At 59.9% G+C, this 24,846-nt stretch carries 27 protein-coding genes, 2 tRNA genes and 1 pseudogene; 17 read left to right on the forward strand and 13 right to left on the reverse strand.

The genetic code is table 11. The features are described from left to right. Positions 1–70: 70 nt before the first annotated feature. The 5 genes from AC1RT2_RS05335 to AC1RT2_RS05355 form a co-directional block, all read right to left on the reverse strand. A complete protein-coding gene (locus AC1RT2_RS05335; RefSeq protein WP_493100080.1) occupies positions 71–661 on the reverse strand; it encodes a GNAT family N-acetyltransferase in 591 nt (196 codons plus the stop codon). Beyond that, complete coding sequence (sseA, locus tag AC1RT2_RS05340) at positions 661–1,515, reverse strand: 3-mercaptopyruvate sulfurtransferase (protein WP_493100082.1); 855 nt, start codon at positions 1,513–1,515, stop codon at positions 661–663. The genes AC1RT2_RS05335 and sseA overlap by 1 nt, the downstream gene beginning before the upstream one ends. Before the next feature lie 76 nt (positions 1,516–1,591). Next, positions 1,592–2,335 (reverse strand): alanyl-tRNA editing protein, encoded by a 744-nt coding sequence (locus tag AC1RT2_RS05345; protein ID WP_069058602.1) that lies wholly within the window; start codon positions 2,333–2,335, stop codon positions 1,592–1,594. Between the two features lie 5 nt (positions 2,336–2,340). Then, positions 2,341–3,381, reverse strand: a complete 1,041-nt coding sequence (locus tag AC1RT2_RS05350) for a cysteine synthase A (RefSeq protein WP_493100084.1) — start codon at positions 3,379–3,381, stop codon at positions 2,341–2,343. A 124-nt stretch (positions 3,382–3,505) separates the two neighbouring features. Then, positions 3,506–4,771 (reverse strand): class I SAM-dependent methyltransferase, encoded by a 1,266-nt coding sequence (locus AC1RT2_RS05355; protein ID WP_493100086.1) that lies wholly within the window; start codon positions 4,769–4,771, stop codon positions 3,506–3,508. Positions 4,772–4,993: 222 nt separating this feature from the next. On the opposite strand from AC1RT2_RS05355, the gene AC1RT2_RS05360 reads away from it, so the two are divergent. From AC1RT2_RS05360 to AC1RT2_RS05370, 3 genes are all read left to right on the forward strand, one after another. Next, the gene (locus AC1RT2_RS05360; RefSeq protein ID WP_493100088.1) at positions 4,994–5,203 is read left to right on the forward strand and encodes a hypothetical protein; all 210 of its coding nucleotides are present in this window, start codon (positions 4,994–4,996) and stop codon (positions 5,201–5,203) included. Between the two features lie 69 nt (positions 5,204–5,272). Continuing rightward, complete coding sequence (locus AC1RT2_RS05365; RefSeq protein ID WP_493100090.1) at positions 5,273–5,464, forward strand: hypothetical protein; 192 nt, start codon at positions 5,273–5,275, stop codon at positions 5,462–5,464. 727 nt (positions 5,465–6,191) lie between these two features. Continuing rightward, complete coding sequence (locus tag AC1RT2_RS05370; RefSeq protein ID WP_493100092.1) at positions 6,192–6,452, forward strand: hypothetical protein; 261 nt, start codon at positions 6,192–6,194, stop codon at positions 6,450–6,452. 118 nt (positions 6,453–6,570) lie between these two features. On the opposite strand, the gene AC1RT2_RS05375 is transcribed toward AC1RT2_RS05370, so the two are convergent. Next, on the reverse strand, positions 6,571–6,900 hold the full coding sequence (locus AC1RT2_RS05375) for a hypothetical protein (RefSeq protein ID WP_493100094.1): 330 nt from the start codon (positions 6,898–6,900) through the stop codon (positions 6,571–6,573). A gap of 194 nt (positions 6,901–7,094) precedes the next feature. Between AC1RT2_RS05375 and AC1RT2_RS05380 the strand changes: the two genes are divergently transcribed. The 3 genes from AC1RT2_RS05380 (at position 7,095) to AC1RT2_RS05390 (ending at position 9,679) form a co-directional block, all read left to right on the forward strand. Next, complete coding sequence (locus AC1RT2_RS05380) at positions 7,095–7,853, forward strand: class I SAM-dependent methyltransferase (protein ID WP_493100096.1); 759 nt, start codon at positions 7,095–7,097, stop codon at positions 7,851–7,853. Positions 7,854–7,971: 118 nt separating this feature from the next. Next, positions 7,972–8,658 (forward strand): YoaK family protein, encoded by a 687-nt coding sequence (locus AC1RT2_RS05385; protein WP_493100098.1) that lies wholly within the window; start codon positions 7,972–7,974, stop codon positions 8,656–8,658. Positions 8,659–9,517: 859 nt separating this feature from the next. Continuing rightward, positions 9,518–9,679, forward strand: coding sequence for a hypothetical protein (locus AC1RT2_RS05390; protein WP_171902383.1), 162 nt, complete (start codon positions 9,518–9,520; stop codon positions 9,677–9,679). An 87-nt stretch (positions 9,680–9,766) separates the two neighbouring features. Here AC1RT2_RS05390 and AC1RT2_RS05395 read toward each other — a convergent pair whose 3' ends face one another. Continuing rightward, positions 9,767–10,261 carry a YciE/YciF ferroxidase family protein gene (locus tag AC1RT2_RS05395; protein WP_493100100.1) on the reverse strand — a complete coding sequence of 165 codons (495 nt, stop codon included), beginning with the start codon at positions 10,259–10,261 and terminating at the stop codon, positions 9,767–9,769. Between the two features lie 36 nt (positions 10,262–10,297). Here AC1RT2_RS05395 and AC1RT2_RS05400 point away from each other — a divergent pair, with 36 nt between their 5' ends. Beyond that, positions 10,298–10,621 (forward strand): hypothetical protein, encoded by a 324-nt coding sequence (locus AC1RT2_RS05400; protein WP_493100102.1) that lies wholly within the window; start codon positions 10,298–10,300, stop codon positions 10,619–10,621. Between the two features lie 31 nt (positions 10,622–10,652). Further along, positions 10,653–10,748, forward strand: a pseudogene (locus AC1RT2_RS05405) (DUF2934 domain-containing protein); the annotation flags it as partial. 145 nt (positions 10,749–10,893) lie between these two features. On the opposite strand, the gene AC1RT2_RS05410 reads toward AC1RT2_RS05405, so the two are convergent. After that, a tRNA-Asn gene (locus tag AC1RT2_RS05410) sits at positions 10,894–10,968 on the reverse strand. A gap of 164 nt (positions 10,969–11,132) precedes the next feature. Between AC1RT2_RS05410 and AC1RT2_RS05415 the strand changes: the two genes are divergently transcribed. Together AC1RT2_RS05415 and AC1RT2_RS05420 are read left to right on the forward strand one after the other, a co-directional pair. Further along, on the forward strand, positions 11,133–11,417 hold the full coding sequence (locus AC1RT2_RS05415) for a hypothetical protein (RefSeq protein ID WP_069058634.1): 285 nt from the start codon (positions 11,133–11,135) through the stop codon (positions 11,415–11,417). A 72-nt stretch (positions 11,418–11,489) separates the two neighbouring features. Further along, complete coding sequence (locus AC1RT2_RS05420; RefSeq protein ID WP_493100104.1) at positions 11,490–11,966, forward strand: DUF2938 domain-containing protein; 477 nt, start codon at positions 11,490–11,492, stop codon at positions 11,964–11,966. Between the two features lie 51 nt (positions 11,967–12,017). On the opposite strand, the gene AC1RT2_RS05425 is transcribed toward AC1RT2_RS05420, so the two are convergent. The 3 genes from AC1RT2_RS05425 to AC1RT2_RS05435 form a co-directional block, all read right to left on the reverse strand. After that, a complete protein-coding gene (locus tag AC1RT2_RS05425; RefSeq protein ID WP_493100106.1) occupies positions 12,018–12,338 on the reverse strand; it encodes an RcnB family protein in 321 nt (106 codons plus the stop codon). 164 nt (positions 12,339–12,502) lie between these two features. Next, positions 12,503–13,222, reverse strand: a complete 720-nt coding sequence (locus AC1RT2_RS05430) for a class I SAM-dependent methyltransferase (protein ID WP_493100108.1) — start codon at positions 13,220–13,222, stop codon at positions 12,503–12,505. A 190-nt stretch (positions 13,223–13,412) separates the two neighbouring features. Next, positions 13,413–13,486, reverse strand: a tRNA-Cys gene (locus tag AC1RT2_RS05435). A gap of 204 nt (positions 13,487–13,690) precedes the next feature. Between AC1RT2_RS05435 and AC1RT2_RS05440 the strand changes: the two genes are divergently transcribed. Then, positions 13,691–13,957, forward strand: a complete 267-nt coding sequence (locus AC1RT2_RS05440; protein WP_069058643.1) for a hypothetical protein — start codon at positions 13,691–13,693, stop codon at positions 13,955–13,957. A gap of 72 nt (positions 13,958–14,029) precedes the next feature. On the opposite strand, the gene exbD is transcribed toward AC1RT2_RS05440, so the two are convergent. Together exbD and exbB are read right to left on the reverse strand one after the other, a co-directional pair. Next, positions 14,030–14,458 carry a TonB system transport protein ExbD gene (exbD, locus tag AC1RT2_RS05445; RefSeq protein WP_493100110.1) on the reverse strand — a complete coding sequence of 143 codons (429 nt, stop codon included), beginning with the start codon at positions 14,456–14,458 and terminating at the stop codon, positions 14,030–14,032. A 3-nt stretch (positions 14,459–14,461) separates the two neighbouring features. Further along, entirely contained in the window at positions 14,462–15,511 is a 1,050-nt protein-coding gene (gene exbB, locus AC1RT2_RS05450; RefSeq protein ID WP_493100112.1) for a tonB-system energizer ExbB, read from the reverse strand. Positions 15,512–15,837: 326 nt separating this feature from the next. Between exbB and AC1RT2_RS05455 the strand changes: the two genes are divergently transcribed. The 6 genes from AC1RT2_RS05455 (at position 15,838) to exoR (ending at position 24,831) form a co-directional block, all read left to right on the forward strand. Further along, positions 15,838–16,488: a protein-L-isoaspartate O-methyltransferase family protein gene (locus tag AC1RT2_RS05455; protein WP_493100392.1), complete on the forward strand. Its 651-nt coding sequence runs from the start codon at positions 15,838–15,840 to the stop codon at positions 16,486–16,488. Positions 16,489–16,748: 260 nt separating this feature from the next. Continuing rightward, complete coding sequence (locus tag AC1RT2_RS05460; RefSeq protein ID WP_493100114.1) at positions 16,749–18,146, forward strand: TolC family outer membrane protein; 1,398 nt, start codon at positions 16,749–16,751, stop codon at positions 18,144–18,146. Between the two features lie 153 nt (positions 18,147–18,299). Further along, a complete protein-coding gene (locus AC1RT2_RS05465; RefSeq protein ID WP_493100116.1) occupies positions 18,300–19,082 on the forward strand; it encodes a PopZ family protein in 783 nt (260 codons plus the stop codon). A gap of 137 nt (positions 19,083–19,219) precedes the next feature. Next, positions 19,220–22,063, forward strand: a complete 2,844-nt coding sequence (locus AC1RT2_RS05470; RefSeq protein ID WP_493100118.1) for a valine--tRNA ligase — start codon at positions 19,220–19,222, stop codon at positions 22,061–22,063. Positions 22,064–22,421: 358 nt separating this feature from the next. Beyond that, positions 22,422–23,666, forward strand: coding sequence for an outer membrane protein transport protein (locus tag AC1RT2_RS05475; RefSeq protein WP_493100120.1), 1,245 nt, complete (start codon positions 22,422–22,424; stop codon positions 23,664–23,666). 364 nt (positions 23,667–24,030) lie between these two features. Beyond that, a complete protein-coding gene (exoR, locus tag AC1RT2_RS05480) occupies positions 24,031–24,831 on the forward strand; it encodes an exopolysaccharide production regulator ExoR (RefSeq protein ID WP_069058649.1) in 801 nt (266 codons plus the stop codon). Positions 24,832–24,846 lie beyond the last annotated feature (15 nt).

The following is a 24,846-nucleotide window of genomic DNA, read 5'->3' on the forward strand; positions in this document are numbered from 1 at the left end:
TTTCGTGCGGAAACTGCCACGAACGATCTGAAGGAAACATGAACCGGCGGTTGGGTGTCGTTCAGACTGTTTAACGGCCCTCTGTGGGCAGCAGGCAGTCACGCTTGGCCAGGTCCAGCAATTCGGCGTCGGAGAGGGGAACGACCTCCGCATCCCGCGTGCCGACCGGTGAGAAGCCGAACATCTGATAGAGCTGGAGGGCGCGGGGATGGTCGAGATCGTTCGTCGTGACCGTGACGCGCTTCGGCCCGAGCGCCCAGGCGGCATAGAGGGTCTGGAGCAGGAACCACTTACCGATGCCGAGGCCGAGGGCTCGTTCGAGCAGGCCGAAATGCGAAAGCTCGATGACATCCCCATCGACCTGCAGCAGTTCGAAAAAGCCGGCCGGCGCGCCGTTGACATAAAGCACGGTGACGCTGTTGCGCTTGTCGTTGAGCGTTTTCGTCAACGTCTCGTCATTCATCCGCAGCCGGTCGACCCAGTGCCAGCGGCTGCCGACCTGCCGGTAGAGGAAGCGATAGAAGGCGAGCGGGATTTCCGGCGCGCTGAGGATGGCGGTATGCACGTTGACAGGCACCGGCAGGCTCTGCTTCGGCGGGCTCGTCATTTCAAGCGCGGTGATGTGCACCTGGATCGGTGTCGGCTGGACTTTCTTCGCCATCAGTCTTTTCCCGTCACGACCGGCGTATCGTCCCGGCCACCCCATTGCGACCAGGAGCCGTCATAGAGCGTGTTGTTTTCATGGCCGAGCGACGCGAGTGCCAGCGTAATGATGGCAGCCGTGATGCCCGAGCCGCAGCTTGTCACGACCGGCTTGGAGAGGTCTATCCCCGAATCCTCGAAATGCTGGCGCAGGCTTGTTAGATCCTTGAACTTGCCGTCGACGGAGAAGGTGCCGGAGGGCATGCTTTTTGCGCCCGGCATATGGCCGGAGCGCATGCCGGCGCGGGGTTCTGCTTCCTCGCCGGTGAAACGGCCAGCACCGCGGGCGTCGGCGATTTGTTTGGACTTTGTCGAGACGATGCCGCGCATTTCCTCGAAAGAGGTGACGGCATAGGGATTGAAATTGGTGTGGAAAACCGCGGGTGCCGGTTCCGGTAGGTCGGTCTGCAGCGGCCGACCCTCCTTCTTCCAACCGTCGATGCCGCCATCCATGACGAAGACGTTCTTCGCACCCATGGTGCGGAACAGCCACCAGACGCGTGGCGCGGTGAAAATGCCGGGGCCGTCATAGACGACGATAGTATCGGTGTCAGAAATGCCGAGCTTGCCGACTTCCGTGGCAAAGAAGGCCGGCGAGGGCAGGGTGTGCGGCAGTGCGCTGGAATGATCGGCGATCACGTCCTGATCGAAGAAAACCGCACCCGGAACGTGGCCGCTCGCATATTCGGCCGCACCGTTACGGTTCTGCGCGGGAAGATACCAGGAGGTGTCGACGATGCGGAACTCCGGTGCGCCGAGCTGCTTTTCCACCCAATCCGCCGAGACGACGAACTTGCTCTTGTCGTTGGACATGGTCTTCTCCTCAAAGCAATTCCAGCAAAGGTGCGCCGCGGTTTGGCGTGCCGCGAACTGCGCAATACAAATGGCTTTAGCCTTCGGAACCGGGCGCACCGAAGCGGATACGGAACCGGCGGTTCTCCTTGCCCTTCTTCTCGATCTTGGCGATGTGGATGGTGCCGACTTCCTGCGTTTCGGACACATGCGTGCCGCCACAGGGCTGGCTGTCGACGGACGAGTTCTCGCCGATGCAGACGAGGCTGACGCGACCGAGGCCCATCGGCGGGCGTACGTTCTTCGACTTCACGATACCGGGATTGGCGGCAAGCTCTTCGTCGGTGATCCACTGCACGAAGATCGGATGGTTTTCCGTGACGAGCTTCATCAGCTTCGCCGTCACCTCGTCCCTGTCGATGGTTTCCGTCATGTCGAAATCGACACGGCTGTCGTCCTCGCCGACGGCGGCGCCGGTGATCGGGAAGGGGCAGACGACGGAGAGCAGGTGGCAGGCCGTGTGCATCCGCATCAGCTTGTAGCGCCGCGCCCAGTCGATATGGGCGACGACGGTCTCGCCGACGATCGGCGGCGTCTCGCCCTCCAGCGGACGGTGAATGACGATCTCTTTGGTGGCGCCCGTCACGGCCGGGCCGAGCGCGATGCGGCTGCCGTCAGCGCGCTCGAGGAAACCCGTGTCGCCCGGCTGGCCGCCGGATGTCGCGTAGAAACAGGTCTGGTCCAGCTCGATGCCGCCGTCTTCGTACACCACCGTCACCACCGCCTCGTTTGTCGAAAGATAAAAATCGTCGCGAAAGAGGGCAGTGGTGGGAAGGGACATGAGACCTATTCGACCGGCTGATAGGGGACCTTGATCCCCGATTTCGCCTTCAGCCAGCCTGGAACCGGCAGGCCCTTCGAATCGAGGAAGTCCGCGTTGAAGAGTTTGGACTGATAGCGGTTAGCATAGTCGCAGAGGATCGTCACGATCGTGTGGCCGGGGCCGAGGTCCTTCGCCAGCCGGATCGCGCCGGCAATGTTGATGCCCGACGAGCCGCCGAGGGCGATGCCTTCGTTCTCGATAAGGTCAAAAACCAGCTGAACGGCCTCGGAATCCGGGATGTTGTAGGAATAGTCCGGGGTGAAACCTTCCAGATTCGCCGTGATGCGGCCCTGGCCGATGCCCTCGGTGATCGAGCTTCCGGCGGACTTCAGTTCGCCATGGGCATAATAATTGTAGAGCGCTGCGCCATCCGGGTCGGCAAGGGCGATCTTGATGTTCGGATTTTTGGCCCGCAGGCCCGCTGCAACGCCGGCCAGCGTGCCGCCGGAGCCGACGGCGGAGACGAAGCCGTCCACTTTGCCATCCGTATCGCGCCAGATTTCCGGGGCGGTGGTCTCGATATGGGCATCGCGGTTGGCGACGTTGTCGAACTGGTTTGCCCAGATCGCGCCGTTCGGTTCCGTCTTGGCGAGTTGCTCGGCCAGACGGCCGGAGAGTTTTACGTAGTTGTTCGGATTCTTGTAGGGAACGGCAGGCACTTCGACGAGCTCGGCGCCGAGCAGGCGCAGCGCATCCTTCTTTTCCTGGCTCTGGGTCTCCGGAATGACGATGACGGTGCGATAGCCGAGCGCCTGCGCGACAAGGGCCAGCCCGATGCCAGTGTTCCCGGCCGTGCCCTCGACGATCACGCCGCCGGGACGGAGGGCGCCAGAGCGTTCCGCAGCCCGGATGATAAAGAGTGCCGCACGATCCTTGACCGACTGGCCAGGGTTCAAAAATTCCGCCTTACCGAGGATTTCGCAGCCCGTCGCCTCCGAGGCGCCCTTGAGGCGGATCAGCGGCGTGTTGCCGATTGCATCCAGAACGGACGGGAGAATGGACATGGGGACGAGCCTCGTTTTATCTGCCTAGAGTAGGAAGCGTCTTTTCGGCCGGTAAGCGTCGCTTTGCAAGAAATCGTGTTTCTCGAGACGGGCCTTACAGAGGGATTTTTTCTACCATGACATGTCAGGCGAGGGGGCGTGTGTAAACCACCTGCCGAACATCGATGTTCTTTGCCCGAAAACCCGCCTCGCAATAGTAGAAATAGAACTCCCAGAGCTTCCGGAACCGATCGTCGAACCCGAGGGGCACGATACGCTCCCACGCCGCCCAGAAGCGATGGCGCCACTCGGCAAGGGTGCGGGCGTAGTCATGGCCGAACCCGATATCCGACGCCGTCGAGAACCCGAACTGCTGGCCGAGCGACGTGAGGTGCTCGCGGGTTGGTAACATGCCGCCGGGGAAGACGTATTTCTGAATGAAATCCGGGTTCGCCCGGTATTCGGCATAGGCCTCCTGAAGGATGGTGATGACCTGCAGGCCCGCCCGCCCGCCGGGCTTCAGACATTCGTGCAGCTTTGAAAAATAGGCCGGCCAATATTTCTCGCCTACCGCCTCGAACATCTCGATAGAGACGATGCGGTCATAGGTGCCTGTTTCGTCGCGATAATCCTGGAATTTTAGTTCTACGCGGTCGGCGAGGTTGGCTTTCGCCATGCGTTCGCGCGCAAAGGCCAGTTGCTCGCGGCTGATCGTGAGGCCGGTAACCTTGCAGCCGATCTCGCTTGCGGCAAATTCGGCAAAGCCGCCCCAGCCGCAGCCAATCTCCAGCACATGATCATTCGGGCCGATCCCGGTCGCCTCCGCGAGCGCGCGGTATTTGGCGACCTGCGCGGAGGTGAGGTCGTTGGCACCGCGTGAATAGAGCGCCGACGAATAGGTCATCGTCGGATCAAGCCACTGGGAATAGAATGCATTGCCGAGATCGTAGTGAGCGGAAATGTTGCGTTGGGCGCCGCGCCTGGTGTTGGCATTCAGCCAATGCCGGAACTTTTCGACGAGCAGGAACAAGCCCCGCGGGCCGTTCGTATAACCCTTTCCGACCTGTGTGTTGACTAGGAACAGCTCCAGGAAGGCGCCGGCATCCGGGCTTTCCCAGTCGCCGTCCATGTAGCTCTCGGCGACTCCGATCGCGCCCTCGCTGATGGCGCGGTACAGGAGGCTCCAGCTGTGCAATTTGACGACAGCATGCGGGCCGGACACATTGCCGCCGATCACGAAAGTTTGTCCCGTGGGCACTGTCATGGACAGAAGGCCGGTTTCGAGACCGAGAAGGCTGCGTAACACCATCTGCGCGCGAAACGGCAGTCCTTTTGTCCTCTCCGCGAAGTTGGCGCCCGTGAGCATGTCGCGGTCGGAATGTGCCTTTTCTGAAATCATTTCAGGCGTCATCGATTGTCCCTCTGCCAACCCGACGTAACGGAAAGCTAGCGCCAATATTTCCGGACGCCAAGCCGTGAATCATGACAGTCCGGATCAAAAAGTTGCGGCAGGCGGTCGCAAAAGGGTCGGCCTTTAACGGCCTGTTAGCAAACATGGTTAATTTTGCGTCTATGCGTGCGGCGCCGGGAACGAAGGTTTCCTATGGCCGTTCGAGCGGAAACTGGAGGTACCATGATGTTTTTCGGTCTTTTTCACGCCACCCCGACCGACGAGGACGATATCGCCACCGGCACCTATGCAGACGGAGTGGTCGGAACGCTGCCGAATGATCCTTCCGCCCGCCCGCGCGATCGCAGCCAGTCCTTCCGCCGCACGGCGTATGACCGGGATTACGGCGCGGTGCGGGTCGCGGGCCAGGCGGGTGCCGGCATGGTGCCCTAACAGACGAAACGCCGGGAACAAAGTGCTGCCCGGCGTGTTTCTCTCCTCGTGCGAATGGAGGAGCCCGCTATGACCCATCACGTCGACGACCGCCAGCTTAACCCGAGGGAGACCCGCAGCGTTCTTGATGTTGCCGAGCACTGCCGCAAGAACGGGCTCGACAAAGCGGAGGAACGCAAGCTCCTTCTCCTCTTCGGCCGCTTCGCCAGCCGCCATGAGCTGCAGATGAACACAAAACGCCCGCCGCAGCATCTCAGGTAAGAGTACTGGACGATCGGGATTCAGGCATCCGCCGAAAATGGGTGAGCGCGTGTCAACGACTTTGCGCCCTGGCCCCGTGAAGTCACGTGGCCGCCACATATTGCGGCGACGGACCACCTCTCCGTGACCATGGGGCCTAAGGCGCAAAAGCCTTCGCCCCCCGCATCCTTCGCACCGAGGGAATAAAGGTTCCATAGACGACCAGCGAACGCGCAACTAGCGCATACGGTTCACCAACCTCGTCAACCCTAATTCATAGCAGCACCCTGAACCATGTAACGCAGGTTACATCGTACTGTCGGACGCTATTGCTAACCAGTTGTTCCACCTCACCGAGGGTTTGGCCGCAACGCCGCTCTCTCCGCCACAGGGACAATGCGCAATGTCGTTTCGGCCGCAGATTATTTTCGATGTCGTCACCAGAACGGTGGTTATTGTGTTCGGCGACGAGATCTTGACCCTCCATGGCCCATTTCCCACCCGCACGTCCGCGATGGCGGCAGCAATGGATGAGTGTGCAATTCGGGGGTGGCTCGGCGGTTCGGCTGACGAGGCGTCCTTCTCGGCAAAGACGGACCGCGAGAACAGATCCTAGTCTGCACTGTCCTCACTGCCTAAATCCTCGCGGTCCAATCGTCTCCTGGTAGGAAGTGTTAGCCATAACCGTCAGGCGCCGGGAACTCTTCAATTTTCCAGGAATTCGGCATGGAGAGTGGAGACAAGAATTATGACCCATCGGTTTGATGAGCTTTACATTCCACGCTGCGAACACCAACAGGTCGTCGCTTACTATAAGAAGCTTGTGGTGCATATGTATCGGAAAATGCAGACGATGCAGGGTGAAGCGACGATCGCGCAGCCTTTTGAGAAGAGCAGCGATCCCAATACGAAGCCAAGTCCGCAACCCACGTGGCCGGCAGACCGATCAGCTGACGTGTGCAATGTGGTGATAGTTGATTTTCGCCAGCGGCGTCCTTTGGGCGAATAGCCTGCTTGCGTTAGCCGGACTCAAGCGGACCTGACCACTTAAGGATCGCGTTGATACCTCTGGTGCGAGGAGGCTGGAACAGCAGTCCTTCAATGGAGTTCCGGCATGAATCCATCATCTATATCGTGGTTTCGTCGTCGTCCTCTATATGCGGAATATGGAACGTCAGCATGTTCCATACGTTCTTCAACTTGAAACAACCAAGCTGAAGGAAAGCATCATGGATAATGAGCTTATTGCCCGTCTGAATACGACCAGTGCAGATTTGCGTCAGCGAGCGCTGGAGATCGACAAATCCGCCGAGGAGAGCGACACCGCTCTGCTTATGCAAGGCTTGGCGACGGCCATGGATGCGATCCGCGCATTGGCCGCAACGGCTGGGCGCCTGGACGGCCCGCCCGGGCTCGGAAAGAGCGGAGATTAAGACAAGCAGGAGCCGGATGGTCAAGTCCGGCTCCTGGTCTCCGGGACTAGGTGGTACTTCGCTTGCAACAGGGCGAGCGTTGCAGGTCATCCAAGCGCGTTTACCGTTTCCGATTCGACCACCCTGCCGGCGCAGCCCGAATATCGACATAATTTCACGCACAACGTGTAGAAGAGTTTATCTACTTATCAGTATTGTTTTTTTAAGTGATTCTGAAAATGAATAACCGTTACGGCAAGCTAGCGTCCCACGTCTACAATCTGGACAAATACATCGGAAAATCCTTCGGTGACGTTGAGTTCTACCGTAGTCGCCTGAGTGAATGCACAGGCGCTATCCTTGAACCGGCGGTCGGAAATGGACGTCTCCTAATCCCACTCCTTGAGGCCGGGCTACAGGTCGTCGGTTTTGATGCGTCCCAGGAAATGCTGGACTATTGCAGGCTCGAATCCGAGGCTCGGTCTCTTTCACCCAACCTGAGCCGCCAGACCTTTGAAACCTTTGCTTATGACGAGCGTTTCGAGGCGGTCATAGTCCCAGTTGGATCATTCCAACTGATAACCGACTATACCGCGGCGATGGGAACGCTACAGCGGTTCTTCGATCACCTCACCCCAAATGGGCGGCTGATCGTGGACGTCGATCCGATCGGCAGCTTTTTGGGTGATGCAAGCAGCATTCGCCAATGGTCGACGACCGATGGCGACCTCCTGACGTTGACTGCACATCGGGTTAAAACCAACTATGTGGCCCAGACCACGGTTTCTCACCTGCGTTACGACCGCTGGGCCGCAGGACAGCTGGTGGCAAGCGAGCTCGAATTCTTCAGCTTGAGATGGTGGGGTGTCGAAGAATTCGCTCTGGCCCTACGGGCAGTCGGCTTCGATGATGTCACGGTTTCTGGCAACTATGAACATGGGCGGGCGCCGAAACGTGACGACCAAACAATCACGTTCGAGGCACGGCGTCTTTCGTAGAGGTCGCGACAGCCTTTCGGTACATTCCTGTCGACTATCGCGATCAGGCATTGCATCCTGTGATGAACAGTAATGTGCCATCGTCGGCGCGCAATCTCTCGCAACGTAAACACTCAAGATGCTCATCCAAGAAGGCGACAAAAGAACACCGGCGACAGACCTGATGTTGGCATCCATTCTGGCGTTCGTCGCAGGCGGCGTGAACAGCGCCGGCTACATGGCCTACCACTACTTCTCAGCCAACATGACCGGAAACGTCTCGTTGGCTTCCGAGCTCCTAGCCGTGTTTCGCTTCGACGCAGCGCTTGCGTTTCTGACAGTTGTCGTAATGTTCATATTTGGTGCCTTCTTGGCCTCGTTCCTCATCGAGGTAGGCAAGCGGCAGCGGCGCAGCAACATTTACGCCCTGACGTTGATTGTTGAAGCCACCCTTTTGATACTCATAGGGCTTGCCGCTGCCCTTAGCACGCAACCACTGAACGGAGTGCTGATAGTAGGCCTGCTGAGCTTGACCATGGGCATACAGAATGCGGCGTCGACCCGGATTTCCGGTAGCCGCGTAAGAACGACCCACGTCTCGGGTGTGGCTACCGACCTAGGTGTTGGCCTAGCGATGCTCCTGGGAGTCAGTGCCGGCGCTGAAAAGTCGGCGATTGTGCTACGGCTGAAGCTCCACCTTGCTACGATTGTCTTTTTTGCATTGGGCGGTGTGCTCGGGGTGCTAGGACATCAGCAACTCGGGGGCGTTTCCTTCTGCGTGTTTGCGATGCCCCTGATCATTCTGAGTGTTCGATATCTCAGGTGATATCCCGTTCCCAAGCCTGGATCGACGGATATGCGCATCATTTGCAACGGCCTTCGCTATCGACTCGAGTGATCAGGCATTGCATCATCCCCTGGTTCGCACCAGGGAAGGTGTTGCGTCATGGCTCGGCAGATCGCGCTTTGCGTCATCATCGGGGTGGTTGCCTACATCTGCATCTGGGCCGCCTGGACGATGTTCTGATCCCTATCCTCCACCGAGGACAGATCGGGCATCCGGTGAGACATGCAAAAAATTCGGGAATAGACGATAATGGATCACCCAGGCAAAACGCGCCTTGAAAAGGCCGCTCAAACTTTATGGGTCGCTCTTTTTATCGCGAGTAGCGTGTTAGGCGCCATCATGTATTACTGCTCGTGGCCGCCGGCGCTCTTCTTCCCTTACGAGGTCCGTTTCTCCTTGTGGTGACCCGTTGGCGGGGTTGAATTCGAACCGGCAAGTTCGGGCGGCAAAGTCATCGCTCTCTCCTGAACGCGGAGGGTCCACAACTGATGACAAACTCCGGCGAGGGCTCTCTTGCGCTATATCTGCGGTTTCTAAATCTGAGTGAACATCAGCCGAACGATTGCTGATCAGTCAGCGAATTGATGCAGTGCAATAATTCCTTTGGGCTATGCCGTTTGCGAAGCCGAATGGCGGACGGAAAAGAACAGCCGGACATGATTCCCAGCCTTTGCGAATGACTTTCCGCCTCCTCTAAACGAGTTGTGGAGGCGTGATTTGAATCGCCGGCACGAAAACGAATGGTTGTTATGTGGCGCTCAAGCACTTACATAAGATTTACGCGGCCTTTGCGCGCCTAGTGGCGCTCACGTCTTGCCGCAATCCCTAGGAGAACATCATGGCACAATCGAAAGACGCCTCGGCGTCTGCCCAGAATTATGACGCCAAGACATTGGCGAAGAAGCACCGGATCTCCGTGGACGATGCCACCAAGATCCTTGCTGAACACGGCTCGGACCGCAAAGCGGCAGACAAGGCCGCACGTCGCGTAGCGGTATAAGGTGGAAGCGGCGAGCTCGATGAATAGAGCCCGCCGCTCGTCCGGAGCTGCTTACTGTCGGGGCGCTGCCGCTTTCCCTCGTATCGCTCAGGCCGCTTTGGCCTTGGCAGTCGTCTTGTTGATCGACGTGACGGCAAGGTTAGTCAGCTTGTTGTTCGTCGCCTTCTCCTGATCGAGGATCTCGCTCAGCAGCTTGTGGGCCTCATCGTGCCCCAGATCCTTCGCCCATTCGCGTAGAGACCCGTAGCGGGCAATTTCGTAGTGCTCGACGGCCTGGCAGGCGGCCAGGAGGCCGGCATCGAGTGCGGTGCCTTCCGCTTCTTCCATAAGCCCGTCAGCCTCCTTGAGCAGGCCTTCGATGGCGTCGCACTTTTCGCCGGAAGCCTTCTTGCCAATCGACTTGAAGACCTGCTCAAGCTTCTTGATCTGCTCCTTCGTTTCCGCAAGGTGCTCCTCGGCGGCTTTCTTGAGCTCGGCGCTCTTCGCAGCCTTGGCAACCTTGGGCAGGGCCTTGGTGATCGCGTTCTCTGCGAAATAGACGTCCTGAAGCGTATGTTGGAAAATGTCAGCTAGCGTTTTCATTGGAATCTCCTCATTGCCTGACTGGCGGGGAAAGCAATGAAAAAGCGACCGTATTGTTCCGTCAGGATTGCGGATCGCCAATTGCCGCTCCGTATTGCGTATCAATGGCCAAGGCCAAAGGCCCGCGTCAAAATCAACATTGACGCGAAGAGTGTCATGCCGGTCGAGCAGGAGTACCGAACTGACCGTGGGATCACCGCTCGACCGCGAAAGGGCCGGGCGGCTTCTGGGGCGGAACAACCCTTGAGGCTCAGCGTTGCATCTCAGCTTACAAAGGAGGCAGTTGTGAACCGTATCATCTACATCGTCGGCCTGATCGTCATCGTGCTGGTCGTCCTTTCCTTCCTCGGACTTAGATAGGGAGCGGGCTTGCGGACACGAACGTGCGCGATGCATCAAGGCCCGCGCTTTTGAACTCTGGCAGCGGGAGGGCTCGCTCGAGGGCCTATCGTTGGGTCATTGGCTTCAAGCCGGGAGAAAACAATGAGGAAGCGGACAAGCTAGCGAAATCGTTCGAAACCTCACTGGAGCCAAACGTCGCGTTATGGATGAAGAGATTGGCAAAGAAATTAGGAGCCGGTTCAATCAAGAACCGACTCCCAAAATAAAATCAGCGCGTTAGCTGAAGAATTTGGCTCCCCGGGCCGGATTCGAACCGGCGACCTGTCGATTAACAGTCGAATGCTCTACCGCTGAGCTACCAGGGATCATCCGCTCGCTGCGGAGTGAGCGCGTAATACAAATGCCTGATCGATTTGCCAAGCGATTTTTGACAAAAAAATGCACAAAGCTTGATTGGTTGTGGAGAAGTCTCCACTTGGACGGTAGGCAAGCCTTGGAAAGTCAGGCTTTTCAGCAGAATGAGCGGTGAATGACGACGCGAAAAAACAATATGCATTTCGGCATCGATCCCCGTACGCGGGAGATCGTGATCGGCACTTTCCGTTTGAAACTGCCGGAATCGCGCTGGTTGCGCACCACGATCGGCGTGCTGCTCGTCTGTGGCGGCATTCTCGGCTTCCTTCCGATCTTGGGATTCTGGATGGTTCCGCTTGGTCTTCTCGTTCTTTCACACGATTCTCATATGGTTCGTCGCCTGCGGCGCCGCTTCTCCGTCTGGTGGGCCACGCGCAAGGCGCGTCGCGATGCGCGCTGACCGCCGCCATTCTTGCACGGGTATCCCGGACCTGATCTAACCGCCCGGCAGCATTTTGGGCGAGGGGAATCGATGGGACTTTTGGCGAAGGGTATCGTGGTGGGGTTCGGTGCCACGGTGCTGATGGATGTCTGGGCGATCATTCTCTGGAGGGCATTTGGCCAGGCCTGGCCGAACTGGGCGCCGGTCGGCCGCTGGTTCTGGCATTTGAAGAATGGCGTCATTTTTCACGACGACATCGGCAAGGCGCAGCTCTACGCCCATGAACTGGCGCTCGGCTGGGTCAGCCACTATGCCGTCGGCATTGTCTATGGTGTCATTCTGGCGCTGATCGTGGGTGAAGGCTGGTTTGCTGCGCCGACCTTCCTGCCAGCCTGGATACTCGGCATCGTCACGGTGGGCGCTGGCTGGTTCCTGTTGCAGCCCGGTCTCGGCATCGGCGTCGCAGCCTCGAAGCTGCCGAACGCCAACAAGGTGCGCCTGCTCAACTTGGTCTCGCACACGGTGTTCGCGCTCGGACTCTTCGGCACGGCGCTGCTGATACGCTGATCGCCAGGCACGAAAACGCCACCACGGAGCGGTGGTGGCGTCTGTCTCGTTCTATCGGGCCGCATTCACGCCAAGGATGATGCCTGTGGCGATGCTCATCAGAAGATAGCTGTTGTCGACCTTTACCCACTGCTGGCCGCGGGCCGGCTTGCGCAGGCCATGACGGTGATAGTCGCGCACCGCAGGCCGACGTTTCCAGTCGGAGACGCGCTCACCCTGACGCCAGTGGTGGCGCTTCTTTGCTTCGTGCTTCTTCCAGGAGGAGGAGTAGCCGGGTTTGCGGTCATGACCATAGGTCTGGGCTTGTGCCATAGGCGCTGCAGCGAAGGAGAGGGCGATAGCTGCCAGCAGGGTTTTGGCGAAGAGTTTCATGGTGGTTCCTCGTTGTTGATACGAGGAGCCTAGGGTCGTCTCGATGAACCGTAACTGAATAAAAAATTACAATTTTGTAATGAAAACAGCCTGTTAATCTATCGCGCCGAGGGCGCAGAGGCGGCCCGACGGGCCGCCTTGTTCCTTTCGCAGCACCCGCTGCTTTATCGATTGTACATGCCCGTCACGCGTACGGCGACCTGCTGGTGGTTCGGGTGCAGACCGATATATTCGTACTGCACACCCCAGCTTTCGACGAATTCCTTGAAGGCTTTGAACTCATGCAGTTCCCAGCCCGGATAATTGAAATACTCGTCGAACAGGATGATCGTGCCGGGCACGATACGCTCCCGCATCTGCGTGAAGATCGTCTGGGTGGAGCTGTAGAGATCGCAGTCGACATGGATCAACGAGGCCGGGCCCGGATGGTCGTCGAGGAACGTCGGCAGGGTTCTGTCGAACCAGCCGACGATCAGTTCCACATTCGGTGCCACTGCCGGCAGGTCCTGGCGCGCGAAGGCACCCTTCTGGTAGCCGTCGCGCCAATATTCCGGCAGGCCCTCGAAACTGTCAAAGCCATAAACAGGGCCCGGCTTGTTCTGGGCGATGCGATTGATCGAGCGGCCGGAGAAGACACCGAACTCGACGACGAAGCCATCGACGGTCGCCTGCGAGCAGGCATAGTCGATGAGCGCGCCAGCACTGTCGGTGCGTTTTGCGCCGATCATGTGGGTGTAGAGATATTGGGAGGATGAAATGCCGGCGGCGAGCTTGGCGATCACATCAAGGTTGAACGCATCACCCTGCGGGCGCGCAATGACCTGATAGACGGCAGACAGAAGCGCCTGCGCCATGGCCTGTTGGTCGGTATTCGGTTCGGTCATCGGACGGCTTTCCAAGAGATCGGGAAGGACAAGACTCACGCATTTCGCGCGAAGATCACCTTGATGCCATCGGCTTGCCCCAAACCTGCGGCGGCTATGACGCCCGCGCCTCAACGCGTCCGGGGTAACGCCTACCGTAAAGGCAGGACTTTGAGAAAGCGGCCGTAAGATGTGGATTTTCTTGGAAAATTGGAGGCCTCGCCCGGAATCGAACCGGGGTGCAAGGATTTGCAGTCCTCTGCGTAACCACTCCGCCACGAGGCCGTCCGTCTTGCTATAAAGCGAGTGGTGCCGGGCGTTTAGAACGAATTTAGAAAGGGCGCAAGAGGCTTCCCGCGCATTGTGGATTTTTTCCGCTGCCATATGCATTTTGCTCGCCCGCAGCTTGATACGGCATTTAAAACCCTACTTATCGTATGTGGTGGCTCGTGACGAAACGTGCCGGGCCTCAACACTGGAGAGAATCTTATGCCCAATCCGAAAGCCCTTGCGGCGATGGCGATTGCGTTCGCTCTATCGGGCTGCGCGCCTTCCACGCTGGAACCCATACGCGGCAGCATTACCTACAATGGGCAGCCGCGGACGAAGCTGACGAAATCGCCGATCGGCAGTACGTTTGACCACAAATTCATTGGCCAGTCCGGCGACCAATATATCGAAACGTACCGCATAGCCCCGGATCGCTCGCTGGAGCTTCTGTCCCGCTACAAGTTGGAAATCGTCGATTCCCGGTAGCCTGATCAAATTATACCGTTTCGGGGCGGCTCAAGAGGAGGCGCGTTCGCAAACGCGCCTCACATTTCGCTGCTATTGCGCCGGTGCGGCGCCTTCCAGCCCGACAAGGGCGATCTTGGCGTAGCCGGCTGCGCGCAGCAGGTTCATCACATCCATGACGCTGCCATAGTCGACGGCCTTGTCGGCGCGCAGCAGGATCCGCGTCTGCTTGTTGCCTTCCGTTACCGCATCAAGTTCCGGCCCGAAATTGTCGCGCGCGATCTCGCCGTTGCCGATCGACACCGCGAGGTCCTTCTTCAGCGTCATGAAGACCGGCTTGTCCTCACGCGGGGTCGGCTGGGCGACGGAGGAGGGCAGGTCGACATTGATGTCGACAGTGGCGAGCGGTGCGGCCACCATGAAGATGATGAGCAGAACCAGCATGACGTCGATGAACGGCGTCACGTTGATTTCGCTGTTCTCCTCGAGGTCGTCGCCGCTATCCTTGATCTTGCTGCCCATAGGTCACCCGATTTTCACAACAGAGCCGGCGGCGCGCTCGGTGCGTTGCGCGGGGTGGCGAACGGCGCGGCGCACGTCGAGGTCGCGGCTGGCGAGCCTTTCGATGGCAGCCGAGGCGTCGGCAAGATTCTGGCGGTAGCCGGTGATGGCGCGGGCGAGGAAGTTGTAGAACACCACCGCGGGGATTGCGGCGACGAGGCCGATTGCGGTGGCCAGAAGCGCTTCGGCAATGCCTGGCGCGACGATGGCGAGGTTGGTGGTCTGCGCCTTCGAGATGCCGATGAACGAATTCATGATGCCCCAGACGGTGCCGAAGAGGCCGACGAACGGACCGGTCGAACCGATCGTGGCGAGCAGGCCCGTGCCCTTGGCAATGCGGCGGCCGGCATGGGCTTCCATGCGCGAAAGGCGCGAGGCGATGCGTTCCTTCACGCCGCCATCCGACACGTGATCGAGAACACCTTCGGACAATTCCATCTCTTCCCGGGCGGCGCGGGTCATGCGGGCGGCCACGCCGCGGTTGCGGCCGAGCGCCTGCTCGCCATCCTCCAGGCCGCGTGCAGCGGAGAGCCGGCGGACCGCGTGGCTGGCGGAGCGCTGGGCGCTGCCGAGTTCGACGATCTTCACCAGAAGCACGGTCCAGGTGACGACGGAGGCGAAGGCAAGGCCGAGCATCACGCCTTTGACGACGATGTCGGCGGCCATGAACATACCCCAGGGGGAGAGGTCGTGCGGCAGGCCGGACTGGCGTTCGCCGGCCGCGGGCTCTGTATCATCGAGCGCTTCGAGCTCGGTTGCCGTCTCTCCGGCGGGTGCCGTGCCCGTATCTTCCGGGTTCGCCGGATTTTCGGCCGTGTTTTCACCGGCCACGGGGCGGGATGTCGTGTCGGTCGTAGAGGCACCGTCCGTTGCAGCACCTGTCGCCTGTCCCGATGTTACAGGTTGGTTGTCCGTCTGGACCGACGGGGTCTCCTGGGTCTGCGCCGACACGGTATGCGGGGTGGTAAGCGCCATCAGGAGGATCGCGAGTAGCAGTCGAGACCGTTTCAGCACGGTGTATTCCTCTTGCATGTCTCAGTTAAACGAAGCCCGCTCGCTGGAGCGGGCAGGGTACGGGCGCGAGGCGCTCCTAAAACCTGAGTTCTTAATACGACATTATACGTAAGGCAGGCAATGATATGTTGAGTAGTTTATTCATGATAATGCCTGGAGCGGCCGGATGACTGGCTTTCGTCCTCGACGTGGCGCGGATTTTGCGCGCAAGCCGTCGCCGCCTATGGACACTCGGCCTTAAACCGCACTAAGACAATCGCGACGCATCCGGCATTGAAACCGGGCCTTTGTGCCGCGGTCTGCCGTTACTCACAGGGCTAGAGATGATTGACTACAAAGCAGCGCGCACGAAGATGGTGGACAACCAGATCCGTACGACGGATGTGACGTCGCACGAAGTGCTCGACGCGTTCCTCACCGTTGCACGCGAAGAGTTCGTGCCGGCGGCCGCAAAGCCGCTCGCCTATATCGACGATGATATCCAGGTTGCGCCCGGCCGCTACCTCATGGAACCGTCGCCGCTTGCCAAGCTGATCCAGCTTGCGGAAGTCGCGCCCACGGATGTGGTGCTCGAAGTCGGCTGTGGCACCGGCTACGCCTCGGCGATCCTTTCGAAGCTCGGAAGTTCGGTCGTGGCGATCGAGAGCGACGCAACACTCGCGGCGACCGCGACGGAAACCCTGTCCTGTCTCGGCCATGACAATGTCGCCGTGGTCGTCGGTGATCTCGAGGCCGGCTACGAGCCCGAAGCGCCCTATGACGTCGTCTTCGTACATGGCGCCGTGGAGTTCGTTCCGGATGCACTCCTGGCGCAGCTGCGTGACGGCGGCCGATTCGTCGTCGTCGAGGGCTATGGCAATGCCTCGCAGGCCCGCCTCTATATCAAGGAGGGCGGCCACGTTTCGGAGCGCAACGTTTTCAACACGGCGGTCAAGCCATTGCCCGGCTTCCGCAAGGCAAAAGAATTCGTTTTCTGAGATCGCTCTGTTGAAATGAGATTTGGCGGGCCTGATTTGTTGCGCTTTGGCAACGGGCCTGCCGTATTGTCGCGTTCAAACGGCTCGCGGCCTGTCTGTCGGCTATTCCCCGATGAACTTAGAGGCAATATCGCGAGCGGCGCGGGCACTGTCCCAAAACGGTATCCCGCGACCCAAAAGTCTAGCCGGCGGGTGTGCCGGTGCGTACTGTGTAAGGAGAGGCTCTGCGGCGGGCCGATCCAGGATCGGAGTTTCGTACTGTGTCCAGTCTTCGTCGAACCGCTCTTGCGCTCGCTCTAGCCTCTGCCGTGCTGGCGATGCCTTGCAATGTCTCCGCTGAGACGCTGGCGGGCGCGATGGCCAAGGCCTACCAGAACAATCCCGATCTCAATGCCGCCCGGGCGTCGCTGCGCGCCATCGACGAGAACGTCACGATTGCCAAAGCGGGCATGCGGCCACGGGTCAGCCTCGTGACACAGTCTGAGCTAAACCGCACGAACCTCGATGTGGGACAGCGGAACTTCTTTGGATCACGCGGCGCGCGGCGGACGCAAAGCTTCACGTCGAGCTACGGCCTCACCATCACTCAGCAGATTTTTGATGGTTTCCAGACGCTCTACCGCGTCAAGGCGGCCGAAGCGAATGTATTGGCCAACCGCGAGTCGCTGCGCGCCAACGAAATCTCGATCCTGCTGGCGGCCGTCGAATCCTACGCCAACATTGCGCGCGACCAGCAGATCCTCGTGATCCGCAAGCAGAACATCGCCTTTTTGCAGGAACAGCTCAAGGCTGCCGGTGCGCGTCTCGATGTCGGCGAGGGTACACGCACCGATGTCAGCCTGGCGGAAGCGGATCTTGCCGCCGCCAGGGCTTTGCTGACGGCAGCGGTTTCGCAGCTCAAGCAGAGCGAAGCTGCCTATGTGCAGATCGTCGGGGAAATGCCGAAGGGCATCAAGCAACCGGCCGCGGCAAAGAAGGCGATGCCGGCCTCGCTCGACCAGGCAGTCGCCACCGGCATGCGGGAGAACCCGAATATTCTGGCTGCCATGCGCAGCGTCGATGCGGCCGGGTACAATGTGAAGGTTGCCGAAGGCACCATGCTGCCGGGCGTCTCGCTGCAAGGCGATGTTTACAAATCCGTCAACAGCGAGGAAGGCCCGGCCGACAATCTCAGCAGCTCCCTTTCTGCCCGTGTGACCGTGCCTCTCTATCAGGGCGGCGCCGAATACGGCCAGATCCGCCAGGCCAAGGAGCAGCTCGGCCAGCGGCAGATCCTTGTCGATTCCGCCCGAATGGACGTGCAACGCACCATCGTTTCGGCCCATGCCCAGTTCGAGGCGTCTTTGGCCTCGATCTCCGCCATCGGGGCACAGATCGAGGCGGCCAACATGGCGCTTGAAGGCGTGATCGAAGAGCGCAATGTCGGTCAGCGCACGACACTCGACGTGCTGAACGTGCAGCAGAACGTACTCGATGCACGGGAAGATCTTGCGATTTCCCAGCGCAATGCCGTCGTTGCCAGCTATTCGGTGCTTGCCGCCACCGGCAGCCTGACGGTTCGTAGCCAGGACCTGGACGTGGCGGAATATCGCTCCGAGGTGCATTACGAGGCCGTCAAGGACAAGTGGTTCGGCCTGAGAACCGTCGACGGTCGCTAGACCTCGCCCTTGGCAGCACAAACAAATCTGTGCATCACTCGTAACACATGATTCGCGGCGATTTAGTTCGCTATGGAACTCGCCTAGGGTTTTCGGGATGTCCGGCACGCCTCATGCGGCAGGCCGTGGACGTCGCAGCGATCGGGGATAGAAATGGCTCAGCCAAATGTAGCGCGTGAACCGTCCATGGATGAAATCCTGGCGTCCATTCGCAAGATCATCGAAAACAACGAAGCCCAGACAGACCTCAGCGTTGATGCGCAGGATGACGAGGGGTTCGACATTACGACCGAGAGCCATTCCAACCTGCTGGATCACCCATCTGTCGTCGAGCGGTTCCACGCGGAAGAACATCGCTCCGCGGGAGTTCAGCCAATCCAGCGAACGGACTCCCTGTCGAGCGGGCAGCCGGCACTCTCGCTGGCCGATGTTGCCGCGCGCGTCCGGGCGGCGTCGGAACGCCACATTGCTGCGAACCGCGAGCCAATGGAGCGCGAGCCCGTCATGACCGAGTCGCTGGAGGTTGCCGCGAGCGGGGAAAGCCCGTTGGTAGCCGCGCGCATGGCGGCGACGGCCAATCGTTTCCAGCCCGTGGCCGATCCGGTTGAGAAAATCGAGCCCGTTGTGGAAACGTTCGAGGCAGCACGCCCGTTTGTCGAGCCGGTCCAGCAGGAAGAGGTCCGCGTCGCCGAGCCGGCCGCCGTGGTCCGCGACATCGCGACCCTCGTTTCGCCGGCCGTCGGCGAGCGGGTCGCACAGTCGTTCGGCGCGCTGGCTGAGGCAATCGATGCCGGCCCGCGCCGCTCCTTCGACGAGATCGCCGAGGAAATGTTGCGCCCGATGCTGCAGGACTGGCTCGAAGACAACCTGCCGACGCTCGTCGAGCGGCTGGTGCGCGAGGAGATCGAGCGCGTGGCCCGCGGCCCGCGCCGCTGACCGACGTCGCCATTCCTTAATCAAATTATGGTTTGAGCCGCGCCGGCCCCCCGGCGCGGCTTTTCTCTGATATTGTTGACTTCACGCCGGCCATCCGGTTTAGAGAATCCACGACAAACAGCAGGCTTCGGACGAAAATGCTTGAAAAAAATTATGATTCCGCAGCGGTCGAGCCGCGAATTGCCAAGGCGTGGGAAGATGCGGACGCATTCCGTGCGGGCGAGGGCGCAAAGCCGGGCGCCGAGACCTTCTCCATCGTGATCCCGCCGCCGAACGTCACCGGCTCGCTGCACATGGGGCATGCGCTCAACAACACGCTGCAGGACATCATGGTCCGCTTCGAGCGCATGCGCGGCAAGGACGTGCTGTGGCAGCCGGGCATGGACCATGCCGGCATCGCGACCCAGATGGTCGTCGAGCGCAAGCTGGCCGCCGAAAAGCTGCCCGGCCGGCGCGAGATGGGCCGCGAGGCCTTCATCGAGAAGGTCTGGGAGTGGAAGGCGGAATCGGGCGGTCTGATCTTCAACCAGTTGAAGCGCCTTGGCGCCTCCTGCGACTGGTCGCGCGAACGCTTCACCATGGACGAGGGCCTGTCTGAGGCCGTCCTCGAAGTCTTCGTCTCGCTCTACAAGGAAGGCCTGATCTACAAGGACATGCGCCTCGTCAACTGGGATCCGAAGCTCCTGACGGCGATCTCGGACCTTGAAGTCGAGCAGATCGAGACGAACGGCAACCTCTGGCACCTGCGCTATCCGCTGGAGCCGGGCGTCACCTATCAGCATCCTGTCGCCTTTGACGAGGACGGCACACCGACCGAGTTCGAGACCCGCGACTATCTCGTCGTTGCGACGACCCGCCCTGAAACCATGCTCGGCGATACCGGCATTGCCGTGAGCCCGGAGGACGAGCGCTATACGTCGATCGTCGGCAAACACGTCATCCTGCCAATCGTCGGCCGCAAGATCCCGATCGTCGCGGACGAATATCCGGATCCGACGGCCGGCACCGGCGCGGTCAAGATGACGCCGGCGCACGATTTCAACGATTTCGACGTCGGCAAGCGTCACGGTTTGCGCCAGGTCAACGTGCTGACGATCGACGCCAAGATCACGATCAAGGAAAACGAGGACTTTCTCGAAGGCCTCGAGCCGAACGCGATGCAACTCGGCCTCTGGGACCAGCTCGACGGCATGGATCGTTTCGAGGCCCGCAAGCTGATCGTGACTGTCTTCGAAGAGGGCGGTTTCCTCGACAAGGTCGAGCCGCACAAGCACACCGTGCCGCATGGCGACCGCGGTGGCGTTCCGATCGAGCCGCGCCTGACCGAACAATGGTATGTTGATGCCAAGACGCTGGCGAAGCCGGCGATCGCCTCGGTGCGCGAAGGCCGCACCAAGTTCGTGCCCAAGAACTGGGAAAAGACCTATTTTGAGTGGATGGAAAACATCCAGCCGTGGACCATCTCGCGCCAGCTCTGGTGGGGACACCAGATTCCGGCGTGGTACGGCCCGGATGGTCAGGTCTTCGTTGAGAAGACCGAGGAAGAGGCGCTGCACGCGGCCATCCAGCACTACATCGCCCATGAAGGCCCGTGGAAGGCCTGGGTCGAGGAGAAGCTGGAAAACTTCGCGCCGGGCGACATCCTGACGCGCGACGAGGACGTGCTCGACACGTGGTTCTCTTCCGCGCTCTGGCCGTTCTCGACGCTCGGCTGGCCGGAAAAGACGCCGGAGCTGGAAAAATACTACCAGACCGACGTCCTGGTCACCGGTTTCGACATCATCTTTTTCTGGGTCGCCCGCATGATGATGATGGGCATGCACCTCATGAAGGATGAGTTCGGCAACCCGATCGAGCCGTTCCATACCGTCTATGTCCACGCCCTGGTGCGCGACAAGAACGGGCAGAAGATGTCGAAGTCGAAGGGCAACGTCATCGATCCGCTCGAACTGATCGACGAATACGGTGCGGATGCGTTGCGTTTCACGCTGGCCATCATGGCCGCGCAGGGCCGCGACGTGAAGCTCGACCCGGCACGTATTGCCGGCTACCGGAATTTCGGCACCAAGCTGTGGAACGCCACGCGCTTTGCCGAAATGAACGGGGTGAAGACCGATCCGAAGTTCGTGCCGGAAGCGGCCTCGCTGACGATCAACCGCTGGATCCTGACGGAACTCGCCCGCACGGCGCGTGACGTTACCGAGGCAATCGAGACCTATCGCTTCAACGATGCGGCGAGCACGCTCTACCGCTTTATCTGGAATCAGTTCTGCGACTGGTATCTCGAACTGCTGAAGCCGGTCTTCATCGGTGAGGACGAGGCGGCCAAGGCGGAATCGCAGGCCTGCGCAGCCTATGTTCTGGAGGAGATTTACAAGCTTCTCCACCCGTTCATGCCGTTCATGACGGAAGAACTCTGGGCGCATACGGCTGGCGAGGGCAAATCGCGCGAAAACCTGATCTGCCATGCCGAATGGCCGTCGCCGGCCTATGCCGACGACGCGGCCGCCGACGAAATCAACTGGCTGATCGATCTTGTCTCCGGCATCCGCTCGGTTCGGTCCGAAATGAACGTGCCACCGAGCGCGACGGCGCCGCTCGTCATGGTCGGGACCAATGCATTGACGAAGGCGCGCCTCGAAACGCACGGTTCGGCTATCCGCCGTCTCGCCCGCGTGTCGGAAATCAGCCTTGAGGAAACGGCGCCGAAGGGAGCTGCGCAGATCGTCGTCAGCGAAGCGACAGCCTGCCTGCCGCTCGGCAGTCTGATCGACCTGGCCGCAGAAAAGGCCCGTCTCGAAAAGGCAGTCGACAAGGCAAAGGCGGAGGCCGCGCGCATTGAGAGCAAGCTGTCGAACGAAAAGTTCGTGGCCAATGCAAAGCCGGAGGTCGTCGAGGCGGAGCGCGAACGCTTCACCGAACTCGAGCAGCAACTCGCAAGCCTTGCCGTGGCGCTCGCCCGCGTGAGTGAAGCCGGCTGATTCTCAACCAAACAGATGTATTCCACCTGAAAACCGCGCCGGAGCCTCCGGCGCGGTTTTTTATTCGTCGGTCGGCTGGCAAATTGCCGACTGTGGTCAAAATGTGACATGGTGCCGCATGCACGAAAAATTGACCTCCAAAATTGGGAAACGTTGCCATTTCGCGGAAAAATATTCCGAGCGAGGCATGTAGTGAGGGTCTTCAGAAAAATCTTACGTAATTTTTTGAATACCCCTTGGAAATCAGGGGCTAAAACTGGGGTTTGCCAAGCCGACGCTCCTCTTCGATAGTCATAACCGGAGAAGCGCGGGACGGAGGCAGCTGTCGCGGCGCGGAACTTTTGCAGGGGAGGACTGTATGCGTAAAAGAAATATTGGTGCGGGGATTGTGGCGGCGGCTAGCCTGCTGGCAGCAACCTCAGCCTATGCCGGCGGCCTTGAGCGCGGCGGCTACAACATCGATCTGTTGTTCGATCCTTCCGATTATGCCGCAGAGGCGGCAGCGACGTATGTCGCACCGCAGCGTGACCTCAACAATGTCGTTGACATCAACCCGTTCAACGGCGACCTGAACAGCCGGCCGAATGATGGCATCCGTGATACGGAAAGCTATTGGGTCCCCCGCCTCGGTGTGAAGGCGAAGATCTTCGAAGGCGTCGACTGCATGGCTGACTATTCGCAGCCTTGGGGCGCCCACACCAATCCGGGTGAAAACTGGGCCGGCGCAAACGACAATATCGAAACCAAGATCGAGAGCGACAACTACGCCGCGACCTGCTCCTACAAGTGGGATGTGGGGCAAGGCCAGCTGCGACTTATCGGCGGCGGCTTCTATCAGGAAGTCGGCGGCTTCAAGGAGCGTCTCGTCGCTGACTTGACCGGTACCGGTATTCCTTTGAGCGGCAAGGGTCGGCTCGACCTGGAAGGCAGCGGCTGGGGCTGGCGCACGGGCATCGCCTACGAAATTCCGGATTACGCCCTGCGCGTGAGCCTGGTTTACAACAGCGCGGTCGACCTCGATAACCTCGACGGCACGATCGACCTTCGCAACACCGTGCTGCCGGTGCCCGGCGGTGGTTTTGTTCCCGGTACGCTGTACGACGTCGAGAGCTTTGCCTCGATGCCGGATTCGCTGGAACTGAAGTTCCAGACGGGCGTGGCGCCGGATTGGCTCGTCTTCGGTTCCGTCAAGTGGACGGACTGGAGCCAGCTGCAGATCATCAAGGTTACGGCGAAGGATCCGACGGACCCGCGCAACGTGCCCACTTCGCTCGATCTGCTCTATCGCGACGGCTGGACGGTGTCCGGCGGCGTTGGCCACAAGTTCAACGAAAAGCTGAGCGGCGCTGTCAGCCTGACCTGGGACCGTGGCACCAGCCATGGTTACGGCAACCAGACGGATACCTGGGCTCTCGGCTCCGGGGTCTCCTACAACGTGAATGAGAACATCGAGCTGCGCCTTTCCGGTGCTCTCGGCCTGATGACGAGCGGCAGTTCCGGTCCCCAGGTCGTGGACGGTGTGCCCGTTGGTGGAAACATCGAATACGATTTCGGCACGGACTACTTCGCCGCAATCTCGACGTCGCTCAAGGTCAAATTCTGACCGGCGGACCAGCGAACAACGAGAATCAGGCCCGGTGTCACCACCGGGCCTTTTTTCTTGGTTAACGTTTTCTTTCTGCGCGGCGTGTCCGGTGTGGAAATCACAGCGCCGCGCGAAAACATGTGACGGAATCGCAACACATTTTTTTCCAGAGTTTGCTACACCCCTAGGCAAGCGACGAAATGTCCATTTCCCGCCACAAACGGGGCGCAGCGATAGAGACATGTAGACGCGTGAGACCGCGCCCAAGGAAACGATGAGCCAGCCGATGTCATTGCCGCCGGAGTTGCCGGAAACATGCACGAGACCCGTGCAGTCCCGGTTTGGCGCAGCGACCAAAGCGCGGCGCGGAATTGTTGAAGTGATGCCCAAGTCCGAGTTGATGCCGATGAAAGTACTGGTAATGGGTCTTTGCCTCTCGCTCTCCTTCGGAGCGTCGCAGGCCCTCGCATTTGATCCTCAATCCGGCGTCAGCAAGGAAAGCGGACCCTTCGATCTCTTCAAGTTCGGCTTCTTCTCCTACAAGGAGGGGCGCAAGACCGAAGCCGTCGAGGCCTATCGCTACGCAGCGGAAAAGGGCCATACGGGCTCGCGTTGGGCGCTTGCCAACATGTATGCCGATGGCGACGGTGTGGCGGAAAACGACCTCGAAGCCTTCAAGATGTATAGCGAGATCGCCCAGGCCGGCGTGGAACCGGGTTCGGAAGACACCGGTTATTTCGCCAATGCGCTGATTGCGCTTGCCAGCTACTACCGCCGCGGCATTCCCGACAGCCCCGTCAAGATCGACATGACGCAGGCCCGGCAGCTCTATTTCCAGGCGGCGTCCGCCTTCGGTATTCCGGAAGCGCAGTTCCAGCTCGGCCGCATGATGCTGACGGGCGAGGGTGGCTCGGTCAGCGTGCATCAGGCCAAGAAATGGCTGAACCGCGCCCGCAACAACGGCCACGCCGGCGCCATGGGTCTTTTCGGCAACATCCTCTTTCAAGAAGGCCAGACCACTCGCGGTCTTGCATTCATGACTGCAGCGCTCGACCATTGCCCACCGAAGGACTGTGGCTGGCTTCAGGCGACGCAGGAAGAAGCGTTTTCCGTTGCAAGCGAAGAAGACCGCCGCAAGGGCATGGCGCTTGCGGAGAGCATCCGGTTCAATCCGGAAGAGTAGTTCTCAGAAAAAATC

This window comes from Shinella sp. GW821-FHT11G07, assembly GCF_058808115.1.